This is a genomic window from Xanthomonas sp. NCPPB 1068 (assembly GCF_041479385.2).
Taxonomy (GTDB): domain Bacteria; phylum Pseudomonadota; class Gammaproteobacteria; order Xanthomonadales; family Xanthomonadaceae; genus Xanthomonas; species Xanthomonas cannabis.
Genome location: NZ_CM192986.1, coordinates 250,050 through 266,187, shown reverse-complemented (window position 1 = coordinate 266,187; position 16,138 = coordinate 250,050). Strand labels below are relative to the sequence as shown.

The window sequence follows — 16,138 nt, the reverse complement described above, 5'->3', positions numbered from 1 at the left end:
CGTGGCGGATCGTGGCGCGATTGGGCGCATTTGCAAGAGGGGTGGAAATGCGCGTCAAGTCTCGAAAATGATCCGGGCCAGGCTGGGCCCGGGTACGTCCTGGAGTGACAGGCAGGGCGACGAATCGCCGAGCGCGACATCGCCGTCGCGCTGCACCCGCACGGCGGCCAGGCAGCTCTCGCATAATCGCCCCATGACCCGCCCTGCCCCTGCCACCGCTGCCTGGACCTTGATCTCGCTGCGGCCCAGCGGTGAACACGGCCCGCTGCGACGTGCCGCCGCGCGCCATGGCGCCCGCGTCGTTGCCCTGTCGCCGTGGCGGCTGACGCCGAATGACACCGACCAGGCACGCACTGCCCTGCACCAGGCGCTGCGGGCACCGATCGTGGTGTTTACCAGCCCGGCCGCAGTCCAGGCAGCACAGCGGCTTGCGCCCTTGCAGCGACTGCCGCAGGCACAGTGGGTCAGCGTGGGCGACGGCACCGCGCGCGCCCTGCATGCCTGCGGTATCAACGAGGTGGTGCGCCCGTCCCGCATGGACAGCGAAGGCCTGCTCGCCCTGCCGCTGTTCCAGCCGCCCCTGTCATCGGTGGGGCTGGTCACCGCACCGGGCGGGCGCGGCATGCTTGCCCCCGTGCTGGAACACCGCGGCGCGCGCATCCTGCGCGCCGACGTCTACCAACGCCTCGCGCTGCCCTTGCGCGCCGGGCAGGTAAAGGCACTGGCCGCCGCAATGCCGCGCAGCGTCCTGGCCCTGAGCAGTGCCGAGGCGTTGGCATTGGTGCTGCAGCAACTTCCGAATGCGTTGGCCCAGGCATGGCGGCAACAGCCGGTGGTGGCGTCCAGCGATCGCATGCTGGCGTCAGCGCAGGCCGCCGGTTTCACCCGCGTGGCGCGTGCCGAGGGCCCACTGCCGGTGCAGTTGGCCGCTGCGGCAGCTGCCGTCGTGACATCGTCGCGACCTTGCTGAACTGCGAACTCAAGCACAGCTTGCGGGCGTCTGCCGGCGCACGCCATGCTGTGTGGGATGACTGCGGCGCCTGCGCCCGTTGTGACCGCCCGAGGATGTCCGAATGACCGAAGTCCCCGCTTCCCCGCGACGCTTTCCGCTGGCCTGGCTGCTGCTTGCAGTGGCGGTGGTCGCCGTGGGCGTGGCGCTGTTTCTGGGCTGGCGCGCATGGCAGAGCTATCAAGCAGCGCAGCTGCAGGCGGCGCAGGCACAGCAGCAGCGCTGGGATGGCACGCAGCAGTTGCTGGAAACGCTGCGACGCGATCAACGTCTGGCCAACGAGCGGCTGCAGGATGCGGCAGCGACCAACCGCGTGCTGCGCGACGAAATGCTGGGCCTGAGCCAGCGTAGCGCCTTGCTCGAAGACACCGTGCAGAAGCTGGCCGACCCCAATCGTCACGGCGCACAGGCATTGCGGCTGGATGAAGTGGAGCTGCTGCTGCGGCTCGGCCAGCAACGGCTCAGCATTGCCGGCGATGCCGATGGCGCACGCCGCGCCTACGCGCTGGCCAATGGCGCGCTCAATGGCATCGACGATCCGGGCTATCTCAACCTGCGCCAGGCCCTGGTGCAGGAGCGCGATGCCCTGGACCGCCTCGGCGCCGGCCCGCAGGCGCAGGTGGAACAGACGCTGGACCGCATCGCCGCCGATCTGCAGCGCCTGCCCGAGCAGTCCGCACAGGCCAGCGACGCGGCCAGACCGTGGTGGCAGAAGGTGCTCGCCCCGCTGGTGGATATCCGGCCCAGCCGGGGCGATGCCCCGCTGACCCGCAGCGACCGCCATGCCGCCGGCGATGCGCTGCAGATCGAACTCAGCCTGGCCCGCGCGGCCGCAGAACGCGGCGATGCGGACGGCTTTGCACACGCGCTGCGCCGCGTGGACACCTGGACCACCCGGCTGTGGCCGGAGTCGCCGCAACGTGCGCAGGTGCTTGCACGCCTGCGCACGTTGCAACAAGCGCCACTGCATCCGCGCCTGCCGGAACTGGGCACCACCCTGCTGCAACTGCAGGCCATGCGTGAAGGGAGATCCACCCAATGAAAGTGTTGCGTACCGTCTTGATCCTGCTGGTGGCCGTGGCACTGGGCGTGCTCGGTGCGCAGTGGCTGTCGCACCAGAACAGTTACGACCTGGGCAATGTCGTGGTCAGCGTCGGTGGCAACGACTACCGCGCCGCGATGCCGCAGGCGGTGTTGATCCTGATCATCGCGCTGCTGGTGCTGTGGCTGTTGTGGACGTTGATCAGCCTGCCGTTCCGGGTGTGGGGCAAGTACCGCCGCAAGAAAGGCCGCGCACGCCTGATCGAAGGCCTGCGCGCCGCCGACCACGGCCAGTGGCAACGCGCCGAACGTTTGCTGGTCACTGCCAGCGAAGACGATGAAGTCAGCGGGATTGCGCTGGCGAGCGCAGTACGTGTGGCCGATGCACGCGGTGACGAGGCCTCGGCCAATGCGCTTGCGCAGCAATTGGCCGAGCGCGACCCCACCGCGCATGCGCTGTTGCAGGGCGAACGGCATCTGGCGCGGCAACGCCCGGTGGAAGCGATCAATGCACTCGATGCCGCCAATGCGCAGCCGCTGCCGGCGCGCGGGCTGTTGCTGCGTACGCATGCGCTGACCCAGATCGGCCGTGCCGATGAGGCCTACGGCCAGCTCGGCGCCCTGCGTCAGCAAGCGGTGCTGGCACCGGAGGCCTACGGCGCGCTGGAAGCCACGCTGGCAGAACAGACTCTGTTGCAGGCCGGCGATGCCAATGCGCTGGCCGAGCGCTGGGAAGCCTTGCCCAAGCCGCTGCGCACCTATCCGGCCGTGGTCGGGGCGTATGCGCAACGGGCAGCGGTGCTGCATTGGGATGACGCAGCCGTGCATAGCCTGGAACAGGCACTGGATGCGCAGTGGGACGAGTCGCTGGTGCGCCTGTACGGCGTGCTGCCGCTGGAAAAATACGATTCGCGCCGGGCCAGTGCACAGCGCTGGCTCACCCAGTACCCGGACAGCCCGGGCTTGCTGTTGACGCTGGCACGCCTGGCACGCCATCAGCAGCAGTGGTCGCAGGCCGAAGAGTTCCTGCACCGTGCCATCGCCACCGGCGCCGGCGCCGATGCGTGGGAGGAGCTCGGGCATGGCTTTGCGGCTGCCGGCGACCTGCTCTCCGCACAGCATTGCTACGCCAATGCCTTGCGCGCCGCACGTGGCGAGCCGGTGCAGCAGGGCATGCCGCAGCAGTCGCTGCGCGGCCCGATCGTATCGGTGGGGCCAACGCCTGCGGCCGACCCGTTTGCGCCCCCACCGGACGACCGGATTCTGTGACACGGGCTCAGGCCGTGGATATGACGGCGCTGGGCCGTCGCGTCAGATAGACAGCGCTGCGCAGTGTCAGCGTCCGCGCGACACCCACGGCGGCGGTGGCAGATCGTCCAGGAATGCATCGCAGGCGCCGAGATAGCGCGCCTGCGTGTGACCGACCCGCGTCGGCGACAACACGCGCGACCCCAGGCGAGCGACAAGCAACATCACGGCCATCACGCCGGCGCCGATCAGCCAGCGGGACGGGCCATCCAGCGATAGCCCACACACCAGCAGCGCCAGCACCGAGGCCACCGCCACCGCGACATAGCGGACGCGGCGACGCTCGTGTTGCTCGCACAGGATGAGCACATGGGCGCTGCGCTTGCGCAGCGCGATCGCCAGGATCAGATACGGCAGCACGCCGAGCAACAGCGCGGCGTAGATCACCGGGTGATGCCAGTGAAAGATGTAGCGGCGCGGCGGTATATCGGCCGGCGCATTGCACTTGACGCACCGCGGCGGCAAGGTGGCGCCCGGCGTGCAGACCAGCACATCGCCCTCGCGCCAGACATCGCCGTCCACCGGCGGCAGGTACAGACTGGGCGACGGGTGCTTTGCATCGTTCGACATCCATGCGTCCTTGCAGGTTGGGGATTCGGGATTCGGGATTAGGGATTGGGGATTCGCAAGAGCGGGTTTCGCCTTTGCGAATCCCCAATCCCGAATGCCCAATCCCGCGCTGCGTAGCAGCGTCAGCGCTCGACGATCGCCACCACGCCCATGCCGCCGGCAGTGCAGATCGAGATCAGCGCGCGTCCACCGCCGCGTTCTTCCAGTTGCTTGGCGGCGGTGGCCACCACCCGGGCGCCGGTGGCGGCGAACGGGTGACCGGTGGCCAGCGACGAGCCCAGCGGATTGATCTTGTCCGGGTCGATGCGGCCCAGCGGCGCATCCAGCCCCAGCCGGTTGCGGCAGTAATCCTCGCTCTCCCAGGCGCGCAGCGTGCACAGCACCTGCGCGGCGAAGGCTTCGTGGATTTCGTAGATATCGAAGTCCTGCAGGGTCAGGCCCTGGCGCGCCAGCATCTGCGGCACCGCGATGGTGGGTGCCATCAGCAGGCCTTCGCCGTGCACGAAATCCACCGCCGCCACCTGCGCGTCGCGCAGGTAGGCCATCGGGGTGTGGCCGTGCGCCAGCGCCCAGGCTTCGCTGGACAGCAGTACGGCGGCGGCGCCATCGGTGAGCGGAGTGGAGTTGGCGGCGGTGAGCGTGCCGCGGCCGGAAGTCTTGTCGAAGGCCGGGCGCAGGGTGGCGAGTTTTTCCAGCGAGGTGTCGGCACGCAGGATGTTGTCGCGCGAGACGCCGCGGAACGGAGCGATCAGCGAATCGAAGAAACCGCGCTCATACGCTGCGGCCAGTTTGTGGTGCGAGGCCACTGCCCATTCGTCTTGCGAATCGCGCGAGATGTTCCATTCCTTGGCCATGTCTTCGCAGTGGTCGCCCATGCTCTTGCCGGTGCGCGGCTCGGCCACGCCGGGGAATTCTGGCTTGAGCTCGCCCAGCTTGAATCCGCGCAGCAGCGCCTTGAGCTTGTCGCCGGTGGCCTTGGCGCGGTTGGCGGCAAGCAGCCGCGCGCGCAGCTTCTTGCCGTAGACGATCGGCACTTCAGAGGTCGTGTCCGAACCGCCACCGATGCCCGAATCGATCTGCCCCAGCGCAATCTTGTTGGCGATGGTGATCACCGAGTCCAGGCTGGTGCCGCAGGCGCGCTGCAGGGTGATGCCCGGCGTCAGCGGCGACAGGCCCGACGACAGCGCGGCCTCGCGGGCCAGGTTCCAGTCCGAGGAGTGCTTGATCACCGCCCCCATCGCCACTTCGCCCAATTGCTGCCCGTGCAGCCCGAAGCGCTCGACCAGCGCGCCCAGGGTGCGCACCGACATGCCCAGGTTGCCCACGTCCGCATAAGCGGTGTTCTGACGACAGAACGGGATACGAACGCCGCCCAGGATGGCGACGGGACGGGCTGCGGGCATCGGTTGACCTGGCATGGAGGACTCGGGGACATGGCCTGCACAGGGCCGGCAGGCATAATGGCCGCAGTGTAGCTTCGACCCCGTGATGGGCCAACCGCGAATCATGAGCAAGACCGAACACGGCGTGACCGCCATGGGTGTGCTGGCGCTGGAATTGACCGGCGGAAGCGCCCCCGAGCGCGGCGCCCTGCCGCCCGAACAGGCTGGCATGCTGGCCGAGCGCATCGGCCGCGACCTGGCGCAATGGATCCCGGAGATCCGCGATCTGGAACTGAGCGTGGCGATGGCGCATTTCGACCCGGCCGAGGTCCTGCGGCCCGGCTGGCCGTTGCATCGCCGCCTGGAAGAACTGCAGGCGCGTGCGCCCGGACGCGACCAGGGCCCGCGCGTGCTGGCCTTCGGCGCCGATGCGCAGGGCGAGATTCCGTTGCCGTTCCAGGCCGATGCCCAGCTCACCGGTGGCGGCCTGCGCGTGCTGCCCTTCCTGCTGACCGGCGATGCGCACACCGTGGCCAGCGTCGCCGAGGCGATGGAAGAAGTGCTGCTGGCTCAGGGCATGGCGCAGGCCGAGACTGCGCTGCTGGCGCAGGAGAGCTTCGGTGCGCGCATCGAACACGCGCGCTACCTCACCGCGCACGACCTGGCGGCGATGATTTCGATGCAGTACGACAACCAGGGCCTGGCGCCGCTGTGGCCGCTGATCGAAGTCGCCCTGCTCGCGCCAACCAGCGAAGAATGGCTGGAGCAGGCGCCGGAGCCGGTGCTGCGCTATGTCGGCGGCGAGGTGCGCATCGCGCTGTTCGACCCAGCCGGCTGGTGCGATTACTACGCACACGACCGCGAGCATTGCGAACGCCTGCGCGGCGTCTACGAGCAATTCCTCTCGCGCCAGCGGCAAATGGCGGCCGTGCTGGAAGCGCATGGGTTGCCGGTGCTGTACGTGCATGTCGAGCCGGGCCAGGATCCGCACCAGGCGCTGGCGGCGTGACGCAGGCGCAGGTTTCTTCGCCGCCCGCCTTGCAGGGTGTGCTGGAAACCGGCGTGTATGTGGCCGACCTGGAGCGCGCGTGTGCGTTCTATGCCCGTGTGCTGGGGCTGCAGCCCATGCATCGCGATACGCGCATGGCCGCCTATGCAATCGCCCCAGCACAGGTGTTGCTGCTGTTCCTGCAGGGCAGCACGGCAACCACGGTCAGCCTGCCTGGTGGCACCATTCCGCCGCACGACGGTAGCGGGCATACGCATTACGCCTTTGCGATCGCCACCGACGCGCTGACCGGCTGGGAAGAACATCTATGTGAGTGCGCGGTGCCGATCGAAGGCCGCACACAATGGCCCGGAGGCGGACAGAGCATCTACTTCCGCGATCCCGATGCGCACCTGCTGGAACTAGCCACTCCGGGGCTCTGGGCCAATTACTGATCGTTGCTGTGGCGAAACGGCAGTTAGGCGGCCGTGTCGCTCGCATGCGCTCGCACATGCACGTCCATCGCTACTCGCTGCACAGAGGACGACAGCATGGCGACACCCACCGACGCCTCAGCCATCTCACTCGGGCTCCATCCGCAATGGACGCAGTTGCATTACGCAGCCGCGTCCATCGATGAGGATGTGTGGCCACTGGTGCGCCATACCGCCATTTATTTAGTCGCCGCCTGCGCGTTGTCGGTGGTGATCACGCCGCAGGCCAGGCGGCCGCCGGCATTGCCGGTGGGCTGGGTTTTGTAGTCGTCGGCATCGGCATGCACGATCACGGCGTGTCCGGCGATGTCGAACTGGTCGGCCTTGCCGAGATTGACGTTGCTCGAGACCGGGCCGTCGATACTGGCATTGCCCTGCGCGTCGGCTTTGATGTTGGGCATGTCGCCGCCGTGGTGCGGATCGGCACTGACGTTGCCGTGGTCGGACTGGGCCGGGTTGAAATGGCCGCCGGCGCTGCTGCCGTCCGGGGCGCTGCAGTCGCCCTTTTCGTGAATGTGGAAGCCGTGCTCGGTGTTGGGCTTGAGGCCGCTCAGCTGTCCGGTGACGCGCAGCGCACCGTCGACCGTCTTGAAGGTCACCGTGCCTTTGACGTCATTGCCCTTGGTCGGCTTGAGCTCGGCGGTGGCCGTGGTGGTGGCCGCCGCTTCGGTGACCATGGAGGCGGCATGCTCGCCACCATGCGCCGCTTCAGCCGGCGTGCCGGCCTGCGGTGCGGGGGCGGGATCGGCCGGCGCGGGCTCCTCGCGCTTGCATGCGGTCAATGCCAGGGCGGTTGCCAGAAACAGCGTGGTGGGAAGAATGCGCATGGAAAACTCCTGTAGGGGCCGCGCAGGCGGCCATGGATGCCCCAACTCAGGGCTGCGAAGGGGGTGTGCGCCACTGGGTGACGCGAATGACGCCGCAGGCCAGGCGTGCGCCGGCGTTGCCGCTGGGCTGGCTGCGATAGTCGTCGGGATCGGCATGCACGATGAGCGACTTGCCGACCACATCGCTGGGCGCGGCATCGCCCAGGGTGATGCCCGAAACGATCATGTCCAGGTGCGCAACGCCTTCGGCATCGGCGCGCAGGTTGTCCATGTCGCCGGCGTGGTGGGGATTGCTGCCAGCGCGCCCGTGTGGCGCACCCGCCGGATTGAAATGCGCGCCCGCGCTGCTGGCATCGGCGGCGCTGCAATCGCCACGCTCGTGCACATGGAAGCCGGCCACGCCGCCGGGGCGCAGGCCACCGACGGTTCCGGTCACGCGAATGCCCTGCAATGCAGGCACCAGCACAACGCGACCGCTGACCAGGCTGCCCGAGGCCGATGCCAGCACCGCTTCGGCCTGTTGCACCGGACGGGTGGGCACTACCCTCGCCACCGGCGGTGGAGGTGTCTTTGGCGGCGGTGGCGTGCTGCTGCAGGCGGCAAGCGCCAGCGCGGTGAGGGCAACGATCGTGGGCGACCGGTAACGCATCGAGCTGTTCTCCTGATCAGGCTGGAAACCTATGCGGGCGCATGTTCACGTGTCATGAAATGCGCTGGGGCAGCCCGGGAGTTTACGGGGCTGGTGTCGCGAGCCGGGATATGTGCAAAAAGCGCCCCTCACCCCAACCCCTCTCCCGCAGGCGGGAGAGGGGCTCGACTGCGAAGTTTTCTGCCCGCTTTGCCTGCCTGCCTTGCCCTTGCCCGCCTGCCTGCCTTGCCCGCCTGCCTTGCCCGCCTGCCTTGCCTTCTCCCGCGTGCGGGGGAAGGTGCCCGAAGGGCGGATGGGGGGCGTTGTGCGCCGCCAGCTAATCGAGACAGTGGCGCGTGCGAGCAAACCGGCGAGCGCATGCACGCTTGCCGCCGTGATGCGCGCCAATCCCACCTGGTTCGCTGCCTGGCTCCAGCACCTGCGCGCGCAGCACTGCGTTTCGCAGCGCCCCTCACCCCAACCCCTCTCCCGCAGGCGGGAGAGGGGCTCGACGCCGCGTGCGGGCTGATCAGCGGCGCTTGCGCCCCGGCCCGAGCTTGCGGGTTACGGTGTTGCGGCCCAGGCCCAGGCGGGCGGCGGCTTCGGCGCGGCGGCCCTGGGTGAGTTGCAGGGCGGCTTCCAGCAAGGTCTTGTCCAGGCGTTCGCGGGCTTCGGCATGCAGGCCCTGGGCGCCTTCGCTCAGGCGTTGCGCGGCCCAGCTGGACAGCATGTCGTCCCATTGGCCATCGCTGCGGCCGGCCCGCTGACGGCCGCGCGACAGGGCGGCGTCCACGTCGACCACGTCGATGATGTCGGCGGTGGCCAGGGCAGCCAGGCGCCAGCACACGTTTTCCAGTTCCCGTACGTTGCCGGGCCAGTCGTACTGCCGCAGGTCCTCCAGCGCGGCCGACGACAACCGCTTGGGCAGCATGTCGAGCTTGCGTCCGGCCATGGCCAGGAAGTTTTCCGCCAGTTGCGCGATGTCGCCGCGACGCTCGCGCAGCGGCGGCAGTTGGAGGCGCACCACGTCCAGACGGTGCAGCAGGTCGGCACGGAAGCGGCCCTGTTCGACCAGCGCCTCCAGATCCTGGTGGGTGGCGGCGATCACGCGCACGTCCACGCGGATCAACTCGCGCCCGCCGACCCGGAAGAACTCGTTCTCTGCCAGTACGCGCAGCAGGCGCGTCTGCAGCGGCAGCGGCATGTCGCCGATTTCGTCCAGGAACAAGGTGCCGCCATCGGCTTGTTCGAAGCGGCCGATGTGGCGCTTGGTGGCACCGGTAAAGGCGCCGGTTTCGTGGCCGAACAACTCGCTTTCCAGCAGTTCGGCGGGAATGGCGGCGGTATTGAGCGCCACGAACGGTTTGCGCGCGCGCGGCGATTCGTTGTGCAGCGCGCGTGCGACCAACTCCTTGCCGGTGCCGGTTTCGCCGTTGATCAGCACCGACAACGGGGCTTGCGCCAGCCGGCCGATGGCGCGGAACAGCGCGCGCATGGCCGGGGTGTCGCCGATCAATGCGGCCGAGCCCTCGGCCAGCGGCGTGCCGATGATCTCGTCGACACCGGCATCGGCGTCGGGCAAGGCGCGTGCGGCCAGCGCGACGGCGTCGTCCAGGTCGAACGGCTTGGACAGGAATTCATGCGCTCCGCCGCGGAAGGCACCGGCGGTGCTGGCGACATCGGTGTAGGCCGACATCACGATCACCGGCAGCTGCGGGTGCTTGGACTTGAGCTTGTCCAGCAGGGTCAGGCCGTCTTCGCCGGGCATGCGCACGTCGGTGAACAACAGGTCCGGGGTGGGCCGCATCGCCAGCGCCTGCAATGCAGCGGCAGCGCTGTCGAAACCATCGACGGCATAGCCGGCATCGCGCAGCGCGGTGGACAGCACGAATCGGACCGAACGATCGTCGTCGACCACCCAGATATGGTGGGATGCGGCGGCGGCCTCAGCCATGCAGGTGCTCCTTGTCGTGATCGCCGGCCAGCTCGGGCAGCAGCAGGGTGAAAACGGTATGGCCCGGACGCGAGCGGTAGGTCAGCGTGCCGTGGTGTTCGCGCGAGACCTGCTGGGCCAGCGCCAGGCCCAGCCCGCTGCCTTCGGCACGGCCGCTGACCAGCGGCAGGAACAGATGCTCGGCCAGCTCTTCGGGCACGCCGCCGCCGTCGTCGATGATTTCCAGCCGCAGCGACATCGCATGCACGCGGTCGCGGATGCGCTGGCCGTGTTCGACGCGGGTGCGCAGGGTCACCCGGGTGGCGCCGGCCTGGAAGGCATTGCGCACCAGGTTCCACACCGCCTGGGTCAGGCGATCCACATCGCCGAGGATGTCCGGAATGCTGGGGTCGTAGTCGCGCTGCACCTGCACCGACCAGCCGCCTTCGGCCTCGGCCAGACGCAGCACGCGTTCGAGCACCACATGGATGTTGAGGCCCTCGTGCGGGCGCAGCGGCGAGGGTGAGAGCAGGCGCTCGAGCAAGGTGTTGAGGCGCTCGATCTCGGTGCCAATCAACTCGATCAGCTCGCGCTCGTCCTCGTCGCGGCCGGCCGAGCGGCGGGCCAGCAGCTGCGCTGCGCCCTTCAGGCCCGCCAGCGGGTTGCGCAGTTCGTGCGCCAGCCCCTTGAGCGCGGCGCTCAAGGCGTTGGGCAAGGCATGCGTGGGGTCCAGCGCGGGGAATTCGTCGACCGGGTGGGTTTCCAGCAGCCAGCCGCCGTCGTCCAGCCGCGACAGCCAGCCTTCGGCAAAGCGTGGCGCGTCATTGGGCAGGCCCAATGCCAGCCGATGCAGGCGCAGCACGTCGCGCTCGTCGTTGAGCAGGAAGCGGGCCAGCGCATCGCCCTGCACTTCCAGCGCGGCCAGCGGCTGGTCGACCAGGCGCCGGGCGCTGACGCCGAGCCAGCGCGCAAAGGCCGGGTTGACACCCAGCACGCGGCCCTCGCGGTCGGCCCAGGCCACCGGCGTGCCCAGGCTGTCGAGCGACGGTGTGGGGGTCGTCATCAGCATTGCACCAATTTAGTGCAAGCAGCGCCGGCGTGCGCGTGTGGCGCGCCGAACGAAGCGTGCATCAGGACATCCGGGGTCCGACGGTGGTGGCGTGCACCGACCCGACGCGCATCCGCGCCGACAGTGACGGGCGGGGGGCTGGTCATGCAGGCACCTCGGTAGTGGATCCGCGCCAGCACGGGCCGCGGGAGAAACCGTCCCCGGCACGGCAGCGCCGGCCGGGTCGTTGCGCCACCCGCGGCCAGGGAGCCGCGGGTGGCCATGCTCAGGACTCGTAGGCGGCTTCGCCGTGCGAGGTGATGTCCAACCCCTCGCGCTCGGCTTCTTCGGTGACGCGCAGGCCGAACACCAGCTTGGCGACCACAAAGCCCACCACCGACACCACGCCGATCCACACCACGGTGATACCCACGCCCAGGGCCTGGATGCCGACCTGGTGCACGATGTCGTAATCGCCGCCCTTCTGGCCGCCCAGCGAGGCCGCCGAGAACACGCCGGTCAGGATCGCGCCGATGATGCCGCCCAGGCCATGCACGCCGAACACGTCCAGGCTGTCGTCGGCGCCCAGCAGGCGCTTCAGACCGGTGACGCCCCATACGCACAGCACGCCGGCCGCCAGGCCAATCACGATGGCGCCGAACGGGCCCACGGTGCCGCAGGCCGGGGTGATCCCGACCAGGCCGGCCACCATGCCCGACGCCACGCCCAGGGCGGAGGACTTGCCCTTGATGATCTTCTCGGTCAACGACCAGCCCAGGATGGCCGCGGCAGTGGCCAGCAAGGTGTTGAGGAAGGCCAGCGCCGCACCGGCATTGGCCTCCAGGTTGGAGCCGGCGTTGAAGCCAAACCAGCCCACCCACAGCAGCGAGGCACCGACGAAGGTCAGGGTCACGTTGTGCGGCTTGATCGCCTCACGCCCCAGCCCGGCACGCTTGCCGACGAAGTAGGCGCCCACCAGGCCGGCGATACCGGCATTGATGTGCACCACGGTGCCGCCGGCAAAATCCAGCGCGCCCAGGCCAAACAGGTAGCCACCGGTGGCCCAGACCATGTGCGCCAGCGGCAGGTAGCCGAAGGTGAACCAGATCACCGAGAACAGCAGCACCGCGGCGAACTTGGCGCGTTCGGCAAAGGCGCCGACGATCAGCGCACCGGTGATGCCGGCGAAGGTGGCCTGGAAGGCGACGAACACGTATTCCGGCAGGCTCACGCCCTTGGTGAAGGTGGCCGACAGGGTCTCGATGGTGACGCCCTTGAGCAGCGCCTTGTCCAGGTTGCCGATCCACGCGCCTTCACCGGAGAACGCCAGGCTGTAGCCGTAGATCACCCACAGGATGGTCAGCAGCGAGAACACCGTGGCCACCTGGATCAGCACCGAGAGCACGTTCTTGGCGCGCACCATGCCGCCGTAGAACAGCGCCAGGCCCGGCACCACCATCAGCAGTACCAGCAGGGTGGAGGTGAGCATCCAGGCGACGTCGCCCTTGTCCACCACCGGTGCGGCCTCGGCCGCAGCCACCGGCGCGGCGGCCGGCTGCGCGGACGGCAGCGGTTCTGTGGTGACCGGCTCGGTCGGGAGCGGGGTGACCTGCGGGGTGGACTGCGCCTGCGCGCTGCCCATGCCGCCCACCACCAGCGCGCTGAACAGCATCAGCATGCACACGCTGTAGAACCGGGCTTTCCACCCGGCAAAAAGAGCTGTCTTCATACGAACTCCGGAGGTGGTGGACTCAGAGGGCATCGGCGCCGATTTCGCCGGTGCGGATACGCACCACTTGCTCGATCGCGGTGACGAAGATCTTGCCGTCGCCGATCTTGCCGGTGCCGGCCGCGTTCTGGATCGCTTCGACCACGGCATCGAGCCGGTCGTCGGTCACCACCGTCTCGATCTTGATCTTGGGCAGGAAGTCCACGACATACTCGGCGCCGCGATACAGCTCGGTGTGGCCTTTCTGGCGCCCGAAGCCCTTGACCTCGGTGACGGTGATACCCGACACGCCAGCGGCAGACAGGGCCTCGCGGACCTCGTCGAGCTTGAACGGCCGGATGATGGCGGTGATCAATTTCATGCGCATACCCCGAAAGGTGGAAGGAACCGGCCGGCATTGCGCCGCCCGGCGGTGTCAGTCACCTGGATGCCAACCCCGGCATCCAATCGTTCGCAGATCGCGCAGACCTCGGCCGATGCGATGCATCTGCCGCGTGGGAGAGGTCAGGCCCGCGCGCCGCGAACTGTGTGCTCTCTCGTTCCCCTCACTCCACGGCCGGTGCCGTGGAGCGTCAAACATGTGCGGCGATGGCGGAGGTGGGAGGGGGGGCCTCCGCCATCACCGCGGTGGAACTCAGTTGCCGTAGTACAGCTGGTATTCCAGCGGATGCGTTGCCGCACGGAACTTGGTCACTTCCTGCATCTTCAGCGCGATGTAGCCGTCGATGAAGTCGTCGCTCATCACGCCGCCGGCCTTGAGGAACTCGCGGTCCTTGTCCAGCGCTTCCAGGGCCTGATCCAGGCTGGAGCACACCTGCGGGATCAGCTTCTCTTCTTCCGGCGGCAGGTCATACAGGTCCTTGTCGCTCGGTGCACCCGGGTCGATCTGGTTCTTGATGCCGTCCAGGCCGGCCATCATCAGCGCGGTGAAGGTCAGGTAGCCGGACTGCAACGGATCGGGGAAGCGCATTTCGATGCGGCGCGCCTTGGGGTTGGTGACCCACGGAATGCGGCACGAGGCCGAACGGTTACGCGCCGAATAGGCCAGCATCACCGGCGCTTCGAAGCCCGGTACCAGGCGCTTGTAGCTGTTGGTGCCGGAGTTGGAGAACGCATTGATGGCGCGGGCGTGCTTGAAGATGCCGCCGATGTACCACAGCGCCATCTGCGACAGGCCGCCGTAGCCGTCGCCGGCGAACAGGTTGGTGCCGCCCTTGGTCAACGACTGGTGCACGTGCATGCCCGAGCCGTTGTCGCCGACGATCGGCTTGGGCATGAAGGTCGCGGTCTTGCCGTTGCGGTAAGCGACGTTCTTGATGATGTACTTCATGGTCAGCAGTTCGTCGGCCTTCTGCACCAGCGAGCTGAACTTGGTGCCGATCTCGCACTGGCCGGCGGTCGCCACCTCGTGGTGGTGCACTTCGGTCTCGATGCCGACCTGTTCCAGCGTCTTGATCATTTCCGCGCGCAGGTCGTGCAGGGTGTCGGTCGGCGGTACCGGGAAGTAGCCGCCCTTCACGCCTGGGCGGTAGCCGCTGTTGCCGCCGTCGTACTTGGCGCCGGTGTTCCAGGCGGCCTCTTCCGAGCCCACCTGGAAGAAGGTGTGGCCCATGTCGTTGGCAAAGCGCACCGAATCGAAGATGAAGAATTCCGGTTCCGGGCCGAAGAACGCCTGGTCGGCGGTGCCGGAGGACTTGAGGTAGGCCTCGGCGCGCTTGGCAATGCCGCGCGGGTCGCGCTCATAGCTCTGCATGGTGGCCGGGTCGAGGATGTCGCAGGTCAGCACGATGGTCGGATCGGCGAAGAACGGATCCAGATACGCAGTGCCGGCGTCGGGCAGCAACACCATGTCCGACTCGTTGATGCCCTTCCAACCCGCGATCGAACTGCCGTCGAACATCTTGCCTTCTTCAAACAGCGCCGGCTCGATGATGTTGGCCGGAAAGGTGATGTGCTGCTGTACACCACGCATATCGACGAAGCGCAGGTCGACAAACTCGACCTTGTTGTCCTTGATCAGCTTTTCAACGTTTTCCACGGACATCGGAAGAAACCTCGGATTGGAGTGAAGTGGCTCGTGGACGGGAATACAGCAGGGACCATGCCAAATCGCGGATTTTCACAAGTCGTTGATTTTGCTTGCATCACTTGAGACCGCCACGTTGGCGTTAGCACCTTAAAGGCGCTAACCGGATCCATGCTGCACCAATATGGTGCATGCCGCAATGCACTATCCTGACGCCTCCCCCAACCCTCCCCTCCAGTCCGATGTCCGATCTGATTTCCGCCCTGCTGTTGGGCATTCTCGAAGGCCTCACCGAATTTCTGCCGATCTCCAGCACCGGCCACCTGCTGATCGCCGAACAATGGCTCGGACGCCGTTCTGACTTCTTCAATATCGTCATCCAGGCCGGCGCCATCCTGGCCATCTGCCTGGCGCTGCGACAGAAGCTGTGGACCCTGGCCACCGGCCTGGGCGAGCGCGCCAACCGCGACTACGTGCTCAAGATCGGCGTGGCCTTCCTGGTCACCGCAGTGGTCGGGCTGATCGTGCGCAAGGCCGGCTGGCAGCTGCCGGAAACCGCGCACCCGGTGGCCTGGGCGTTGTTGATCGGCGGTGTCTGGATGCTGGTGGCCGAGCACTTTGCCGGCAAGTTGCCCGAGCGCGACGTGGTGACCTGGAAGGTGGCGATTGCCGTCGGCCTGGCACAGGTGGTGGCCGGCGTGTTTCCCGGCACCTCGCGCTCGGCCTCGGCGATCTTCCTGGCGATGTTGCTGGGCCTGAGCAAGCGCTCGGCGGCGGCGGATTTCGTGTTCATGGTGGGCATCCCGACCATGTTCGCGGCCAGCGGTTATGCACTGCTGGAGATGTACAAGGAAGGCGGCGTCGGCAGCGAAAACTGGACCGATGTGGCAGTGGCCTTCGTGGCGGCCACCCTCACCGGCTTTGTGGTGGTGAAGTGGCTGCTGGGCTACATCAAGAAGCACCGCTTCACGGTGTTCGCGGTGTACCGCATCGTGCTCGGCGCCGCCCTGCTGCTGTGGTTGCCGGTCGCGGCCTGAGCCGCCACGGCCGTGGCCCTGCCTGTCGCTGCTTGACCCGCCACGGCCGTGGCCCTGCCTGTCGCTGCTTGAGCAGCGAGGCAGGGCAACTGCACGGGCAGTGACGCCGGTCATTGCC

Annotated in this window: 15 protein-coding genes; 6 read left to right on the top strand and 9 right to left on the bottom strand. The window is 67.9% G+C overall.

Annotation, left to right across the window (positions count from 1 at the left end; all coding sequences use genetic code 11):
• Positions 1-193: 193 nt before the first annotated feature.
• The 3 genes from ACCQ12_RS01140 (at position 194) to ACCQ12_RS01130 (ending at position 3,319) form a co-directional block, all read left to right on the top strand.
• The gene (locus tag ACCQ12_RS01140) at positions 194-970 is read left to right on the top strand and encodes a uroporphyrinogen-III synthase (RefSeq protein ID WP_372382735.1); all 777 of its coding nucleotides are present in this window, start codon (positions 194-196) and stop codon (positions 968-970) included.
• 103 nt (positions 971-1,073) lie between these two features.
• Positions 1,074-2,051, top strand: a complete 978-nt coding sequence (locus tag ACCQ12_RS01135) for a hypothetical protein (RefSeq protein ID WP_372382734.1) — start codon at positions 1,074-1,076, stop codon at positions 2,049-2,051.
• Positions 2,048-3,319, top strand: a complete 1,272-nt coding sequence (locus ACCQ12_RS01130; RefSeq protein WP_047695542.1) for a heme biosynthesis protein HemY — start codon at positions 2,048-2,050, stop codon at positions 3,317-3,319. The genes ACCQ12_RS01135 and ACCQ12_RS01130 overlap by 4 nt, the downstream gene beginning before the upstream one ends.
• Before the next feature lie 66 nt (positions 3,320-3,385).
• On the opposite strand, the gene ACCQ12_RS01125 is transcribed toward ACCQ12_RS01130, so the two are convergent.
• Entirely contained in the window at positions 3,386-3,928 is a 543-nt protein-coding gene (locus ACCQ12_RS01125) for a hypothetical protein (protein ID WP_047695543.1), read from the bottom strand.
• Between the two features lie 122 nt (positions 3,929-4,050).
• On the bottom strand, positions 4,051-5,346 hold the full coding sequence (locus ACCQ12_RS01120) for an acetyl-CoA C-acetyltransferase (protein ID WP_104580239.1): 1,296 nt from the start codon (positions 5,344-5,346) through the stop codon (positions 4,051-4,053).
• 88 nt (positions 5,347-5,434) lie between these two features.
• Between ACCQ12_RS01120 and ACCQ12_RS01115 the strand changes: the two genes are divergently transcribed.
• Both ACCQ12_RS01115 and ACCQ12_RS01110 read left to right on the top strand, forming a co-directional pair.
• Positions 5,435-6,319 carry a hypothetical protein gene (locus tag ACCQ12_RS01115; protein WP_372382733.1) on the top strand — a complete coding sequence of 295 codons (885 nt, stop codon included), beginning with the start codon at positions 5,435-5,437 and terminating at the stop codon, positions 6,317-6,319.
• Between the two features lie 38 nt (positions 6,320-6,357).
• A complete protein-coding gene (locus tag ACCQ12_RS01110; protein ID WP_372383527.1) occupies positions 6,358-6,753 on the top strand; it encodes a VOC family protein in 396 nt (131 codons plus the stop codon).
• Between the two features lie 218 nt (positions 6,754-6,971).
• On the opposite strand, the gene ACCQ12_RS01105 is transcribed toward ACCQ12_RS01110, so the two are convergent.
• The 7 genes from ACCQ12_RS01105 to glnA all read right to left on the bottom strand — a co-directional run bounded on the left by ACCQ12_RS01105 (position 6,972) and on the right by glnA (position 15,001).
• Positions 6,972-7,619: a superoxide dismutase family protein gene (locus tag ACCQ12_RS01105; protein WP_047695547.1), complete on the bottom strand. Its 648-nt coding sequence runs from the start codon at positions 7,617-7,619 to the stop codon at positions 6,972-6,974.
• Positions 7,620-7,665: 46 nt separating this feature from the next.
• Positions 7,666-8,268 carry a superoxide dismutase family protein gene (locus tag ACCQ12_RS01100; RefSeq protein ID WP_166751636.1) on the bottom strand — a complete coding sequence of 201 codons (603 nt, stop codon included), beginning with the start codon at positions 8,266-8,268 and terminating at the stop codon, positions 7,666-7,668.
• Between the two features lie 508 nt (positions 8,269-8,776).
• Positions 8,777-10,201 (bottom strand): nitrogen regulation protein NR(I), encoded by a 1,425-nt coding sequence (ntrC, locus tag ACCQ12_RS01095; protein ID WP_166743502.1) that lies wholly within the window; start codon positions 10,199-10,201, stop codon positions 8,777-8,779.
• Positions 10,194-11,249, bottom strand: a complete 1,056-nt coding sequence (locus ACCQ12_RS01090; RefSeq protein ID WP_039565894.1) for a two-component system sensor histidine kinase NtrB — start codon at positions 11,247-11,249, stop codon at positions 10,194-10,196. The genes ntrC and ACCQ12_RS01090 overlap by 8 nt, the downstream gene beginning before the upstream one ends.
• Positions 11,250-11,514: 265 nt before the next feature.
• On the bottom strand, positions 11,515-12,957 hold the full coding sequence (locus tag ACCQ12_RS01085; protein ID WP_047695549.1) for an ammonium transporter: 1,443 nt from the start codon (positions 12,955-12,957) through the stop codon (positions 11,515-11,517).
• Positions 12,958-12,979: 22 nt separating this feature from the next.
• Complete coding sequence (locus ACCQ12_RS01080; protein ID WP_002808480.1) at positions 12,980-13,318, bottom strand: P-II family nitrogen regulator; 339 nt, start codon at positions 13,316-13,318, stop codon at positions 12,980-12,982.
• 273 nt (positions 13,319-13,591) lie between these two features.
• Entirely contained in the window at positions 13,592-15,001 is a 1,410-nt protein-coding gene (glnA, locus tag ACCQ12_RS01075; RefSeq protein WP_005992704.1) for a type I glutamate--ammonia ligase, read from the bottom strand.
• A gap of 224 nt (positions 15,002-15,225) precedes the next feature.
• Here glnA and ACCQ12_RS01070 point away from each other — a divergent pair, with 224 nt between their 5' ends.
• On the top strand, positions 15,226-16,020 hold the full coding sequence (locus ACCQ12_RS01070) for an undecaprenyl-diphosphate phosphatase (protein WP_372382732.1): 795 nt from the start codon (positions 15,226-15,228) through the stop codon (positions 16,018-16,020).
• The last annotated feature ends 118 nt before the right edge of the window (positions 16,021-16,138 follow it).

What these genes read in the sequence shown, in the direction of transcription:
- ACCQ12_RS01140 (WP_372382735.1), top strand. Translation starts at nt 194, where the DNA reads ATGACCCGCCCTGCCCCTGCCACCGCTGCCTGGACCTTGATCTCGCTG.
- ACCQ12_RS01135 (WP_372382734.1), top strand. Translation starts at nt 1,074, where the DNA reads ATGACCGAAGTCCCCGCTTCCCCGCGACGCTTTCCGCTGGCCTGGCTG.
- ACCQ12_RS01130 (WP_047695542.1), top strand. Translation starts at nt 2,048, where the DNA reads ATGAAAGTGTTGCGTACCGTCTTGATCCTGCTGGTGGCCGTGGCACTG.
- ACCQ12_RS01125 (WP_047695543.1), bottom strand. Translation starts at nt 3,928, where the DNA reads ATGTCGAACGATGCAAAGCACCCGTCGCCCAGTCTGTACCTGCCGCCG.
- ACCQ12_RS01120 (WP_104580239.1), bottom strand. Translation starts at nt 5,346, where the DNA reads ATGCCAGGTCAACCGATGCCCGCAGCCCGTCCCGTCGCCATCCTGGGC.
- ACCQ12_RS01115 (WP_372382733.1), top strand. Translation starts at nt 5,435, where the DNA reads ATGAGCAAGACCGAACACGGCGTGACCGCCATGGGTGTGCTGGCGCTG.
- ACCQ12_RS01105 (WP_047695547.1), bottom strand. Translation starts at nt 7,619, where the DNA reads ATGCGCATTCTTCCCACCACGCTGTTTCTGGCAACCGCCCTGGCATTG.
- ACCQ12_RS01100 (WP_166751636.1), bottom strand. Translation starts at nt 8,268, where the DNA reads ATGCGTTACCGGTCGCCCACGATCGTTGCCCTCACCGCGCTGGCGCTT.
- ntrC (WP_166743502.1), bottom strand. Translation starts at nt 10,201, where the DNA reads ATGGCTGAGGCCGCCGCCGCATCCCACCATATCTGGGTGGTCGACGAC.
- ACCQ12_RS01090 (WP_039565894.1), bottom strand. Translation starts at nt 11,249, where the DNA reads ATGCTGATGACGACCCCCACACCGTCGCTCGACAGCCTGGGCACGCCG.
- ACCQ12_RS01085 (WP_047695549.1), bottom strand. Translation starts at nt 12,957, where the DNA reads ATGAAGACAGCTCTTTTTGCCGGGTGGAAAGCCCGGTTCTACAGCGTG.
- ACCQ12_RS01080 (WP_002808480.1), bottom strand. Translation starts at nt 13,318, where the DNA reads ATGAAATTGATCACCGCCATCATCCGGCCGTTCAAGCTCGACGAGGTC.
- glnA (WP_005992704.1), bottom strand. Translation starts at nt 15,001, where the DNA reads ATGTCCGTGGAAAACGTTGAAAAGCTGATCAAGGACAACAAGGTCGAG.
- ACCQ12_RS01070 (WP_372382732.1), top strand. Translation starts at nt 15,226, where the DNA reads ATGTCCGATCTGATTTCCGCCCTGCTGTTGGGCATTCTCGAAGGCCTC.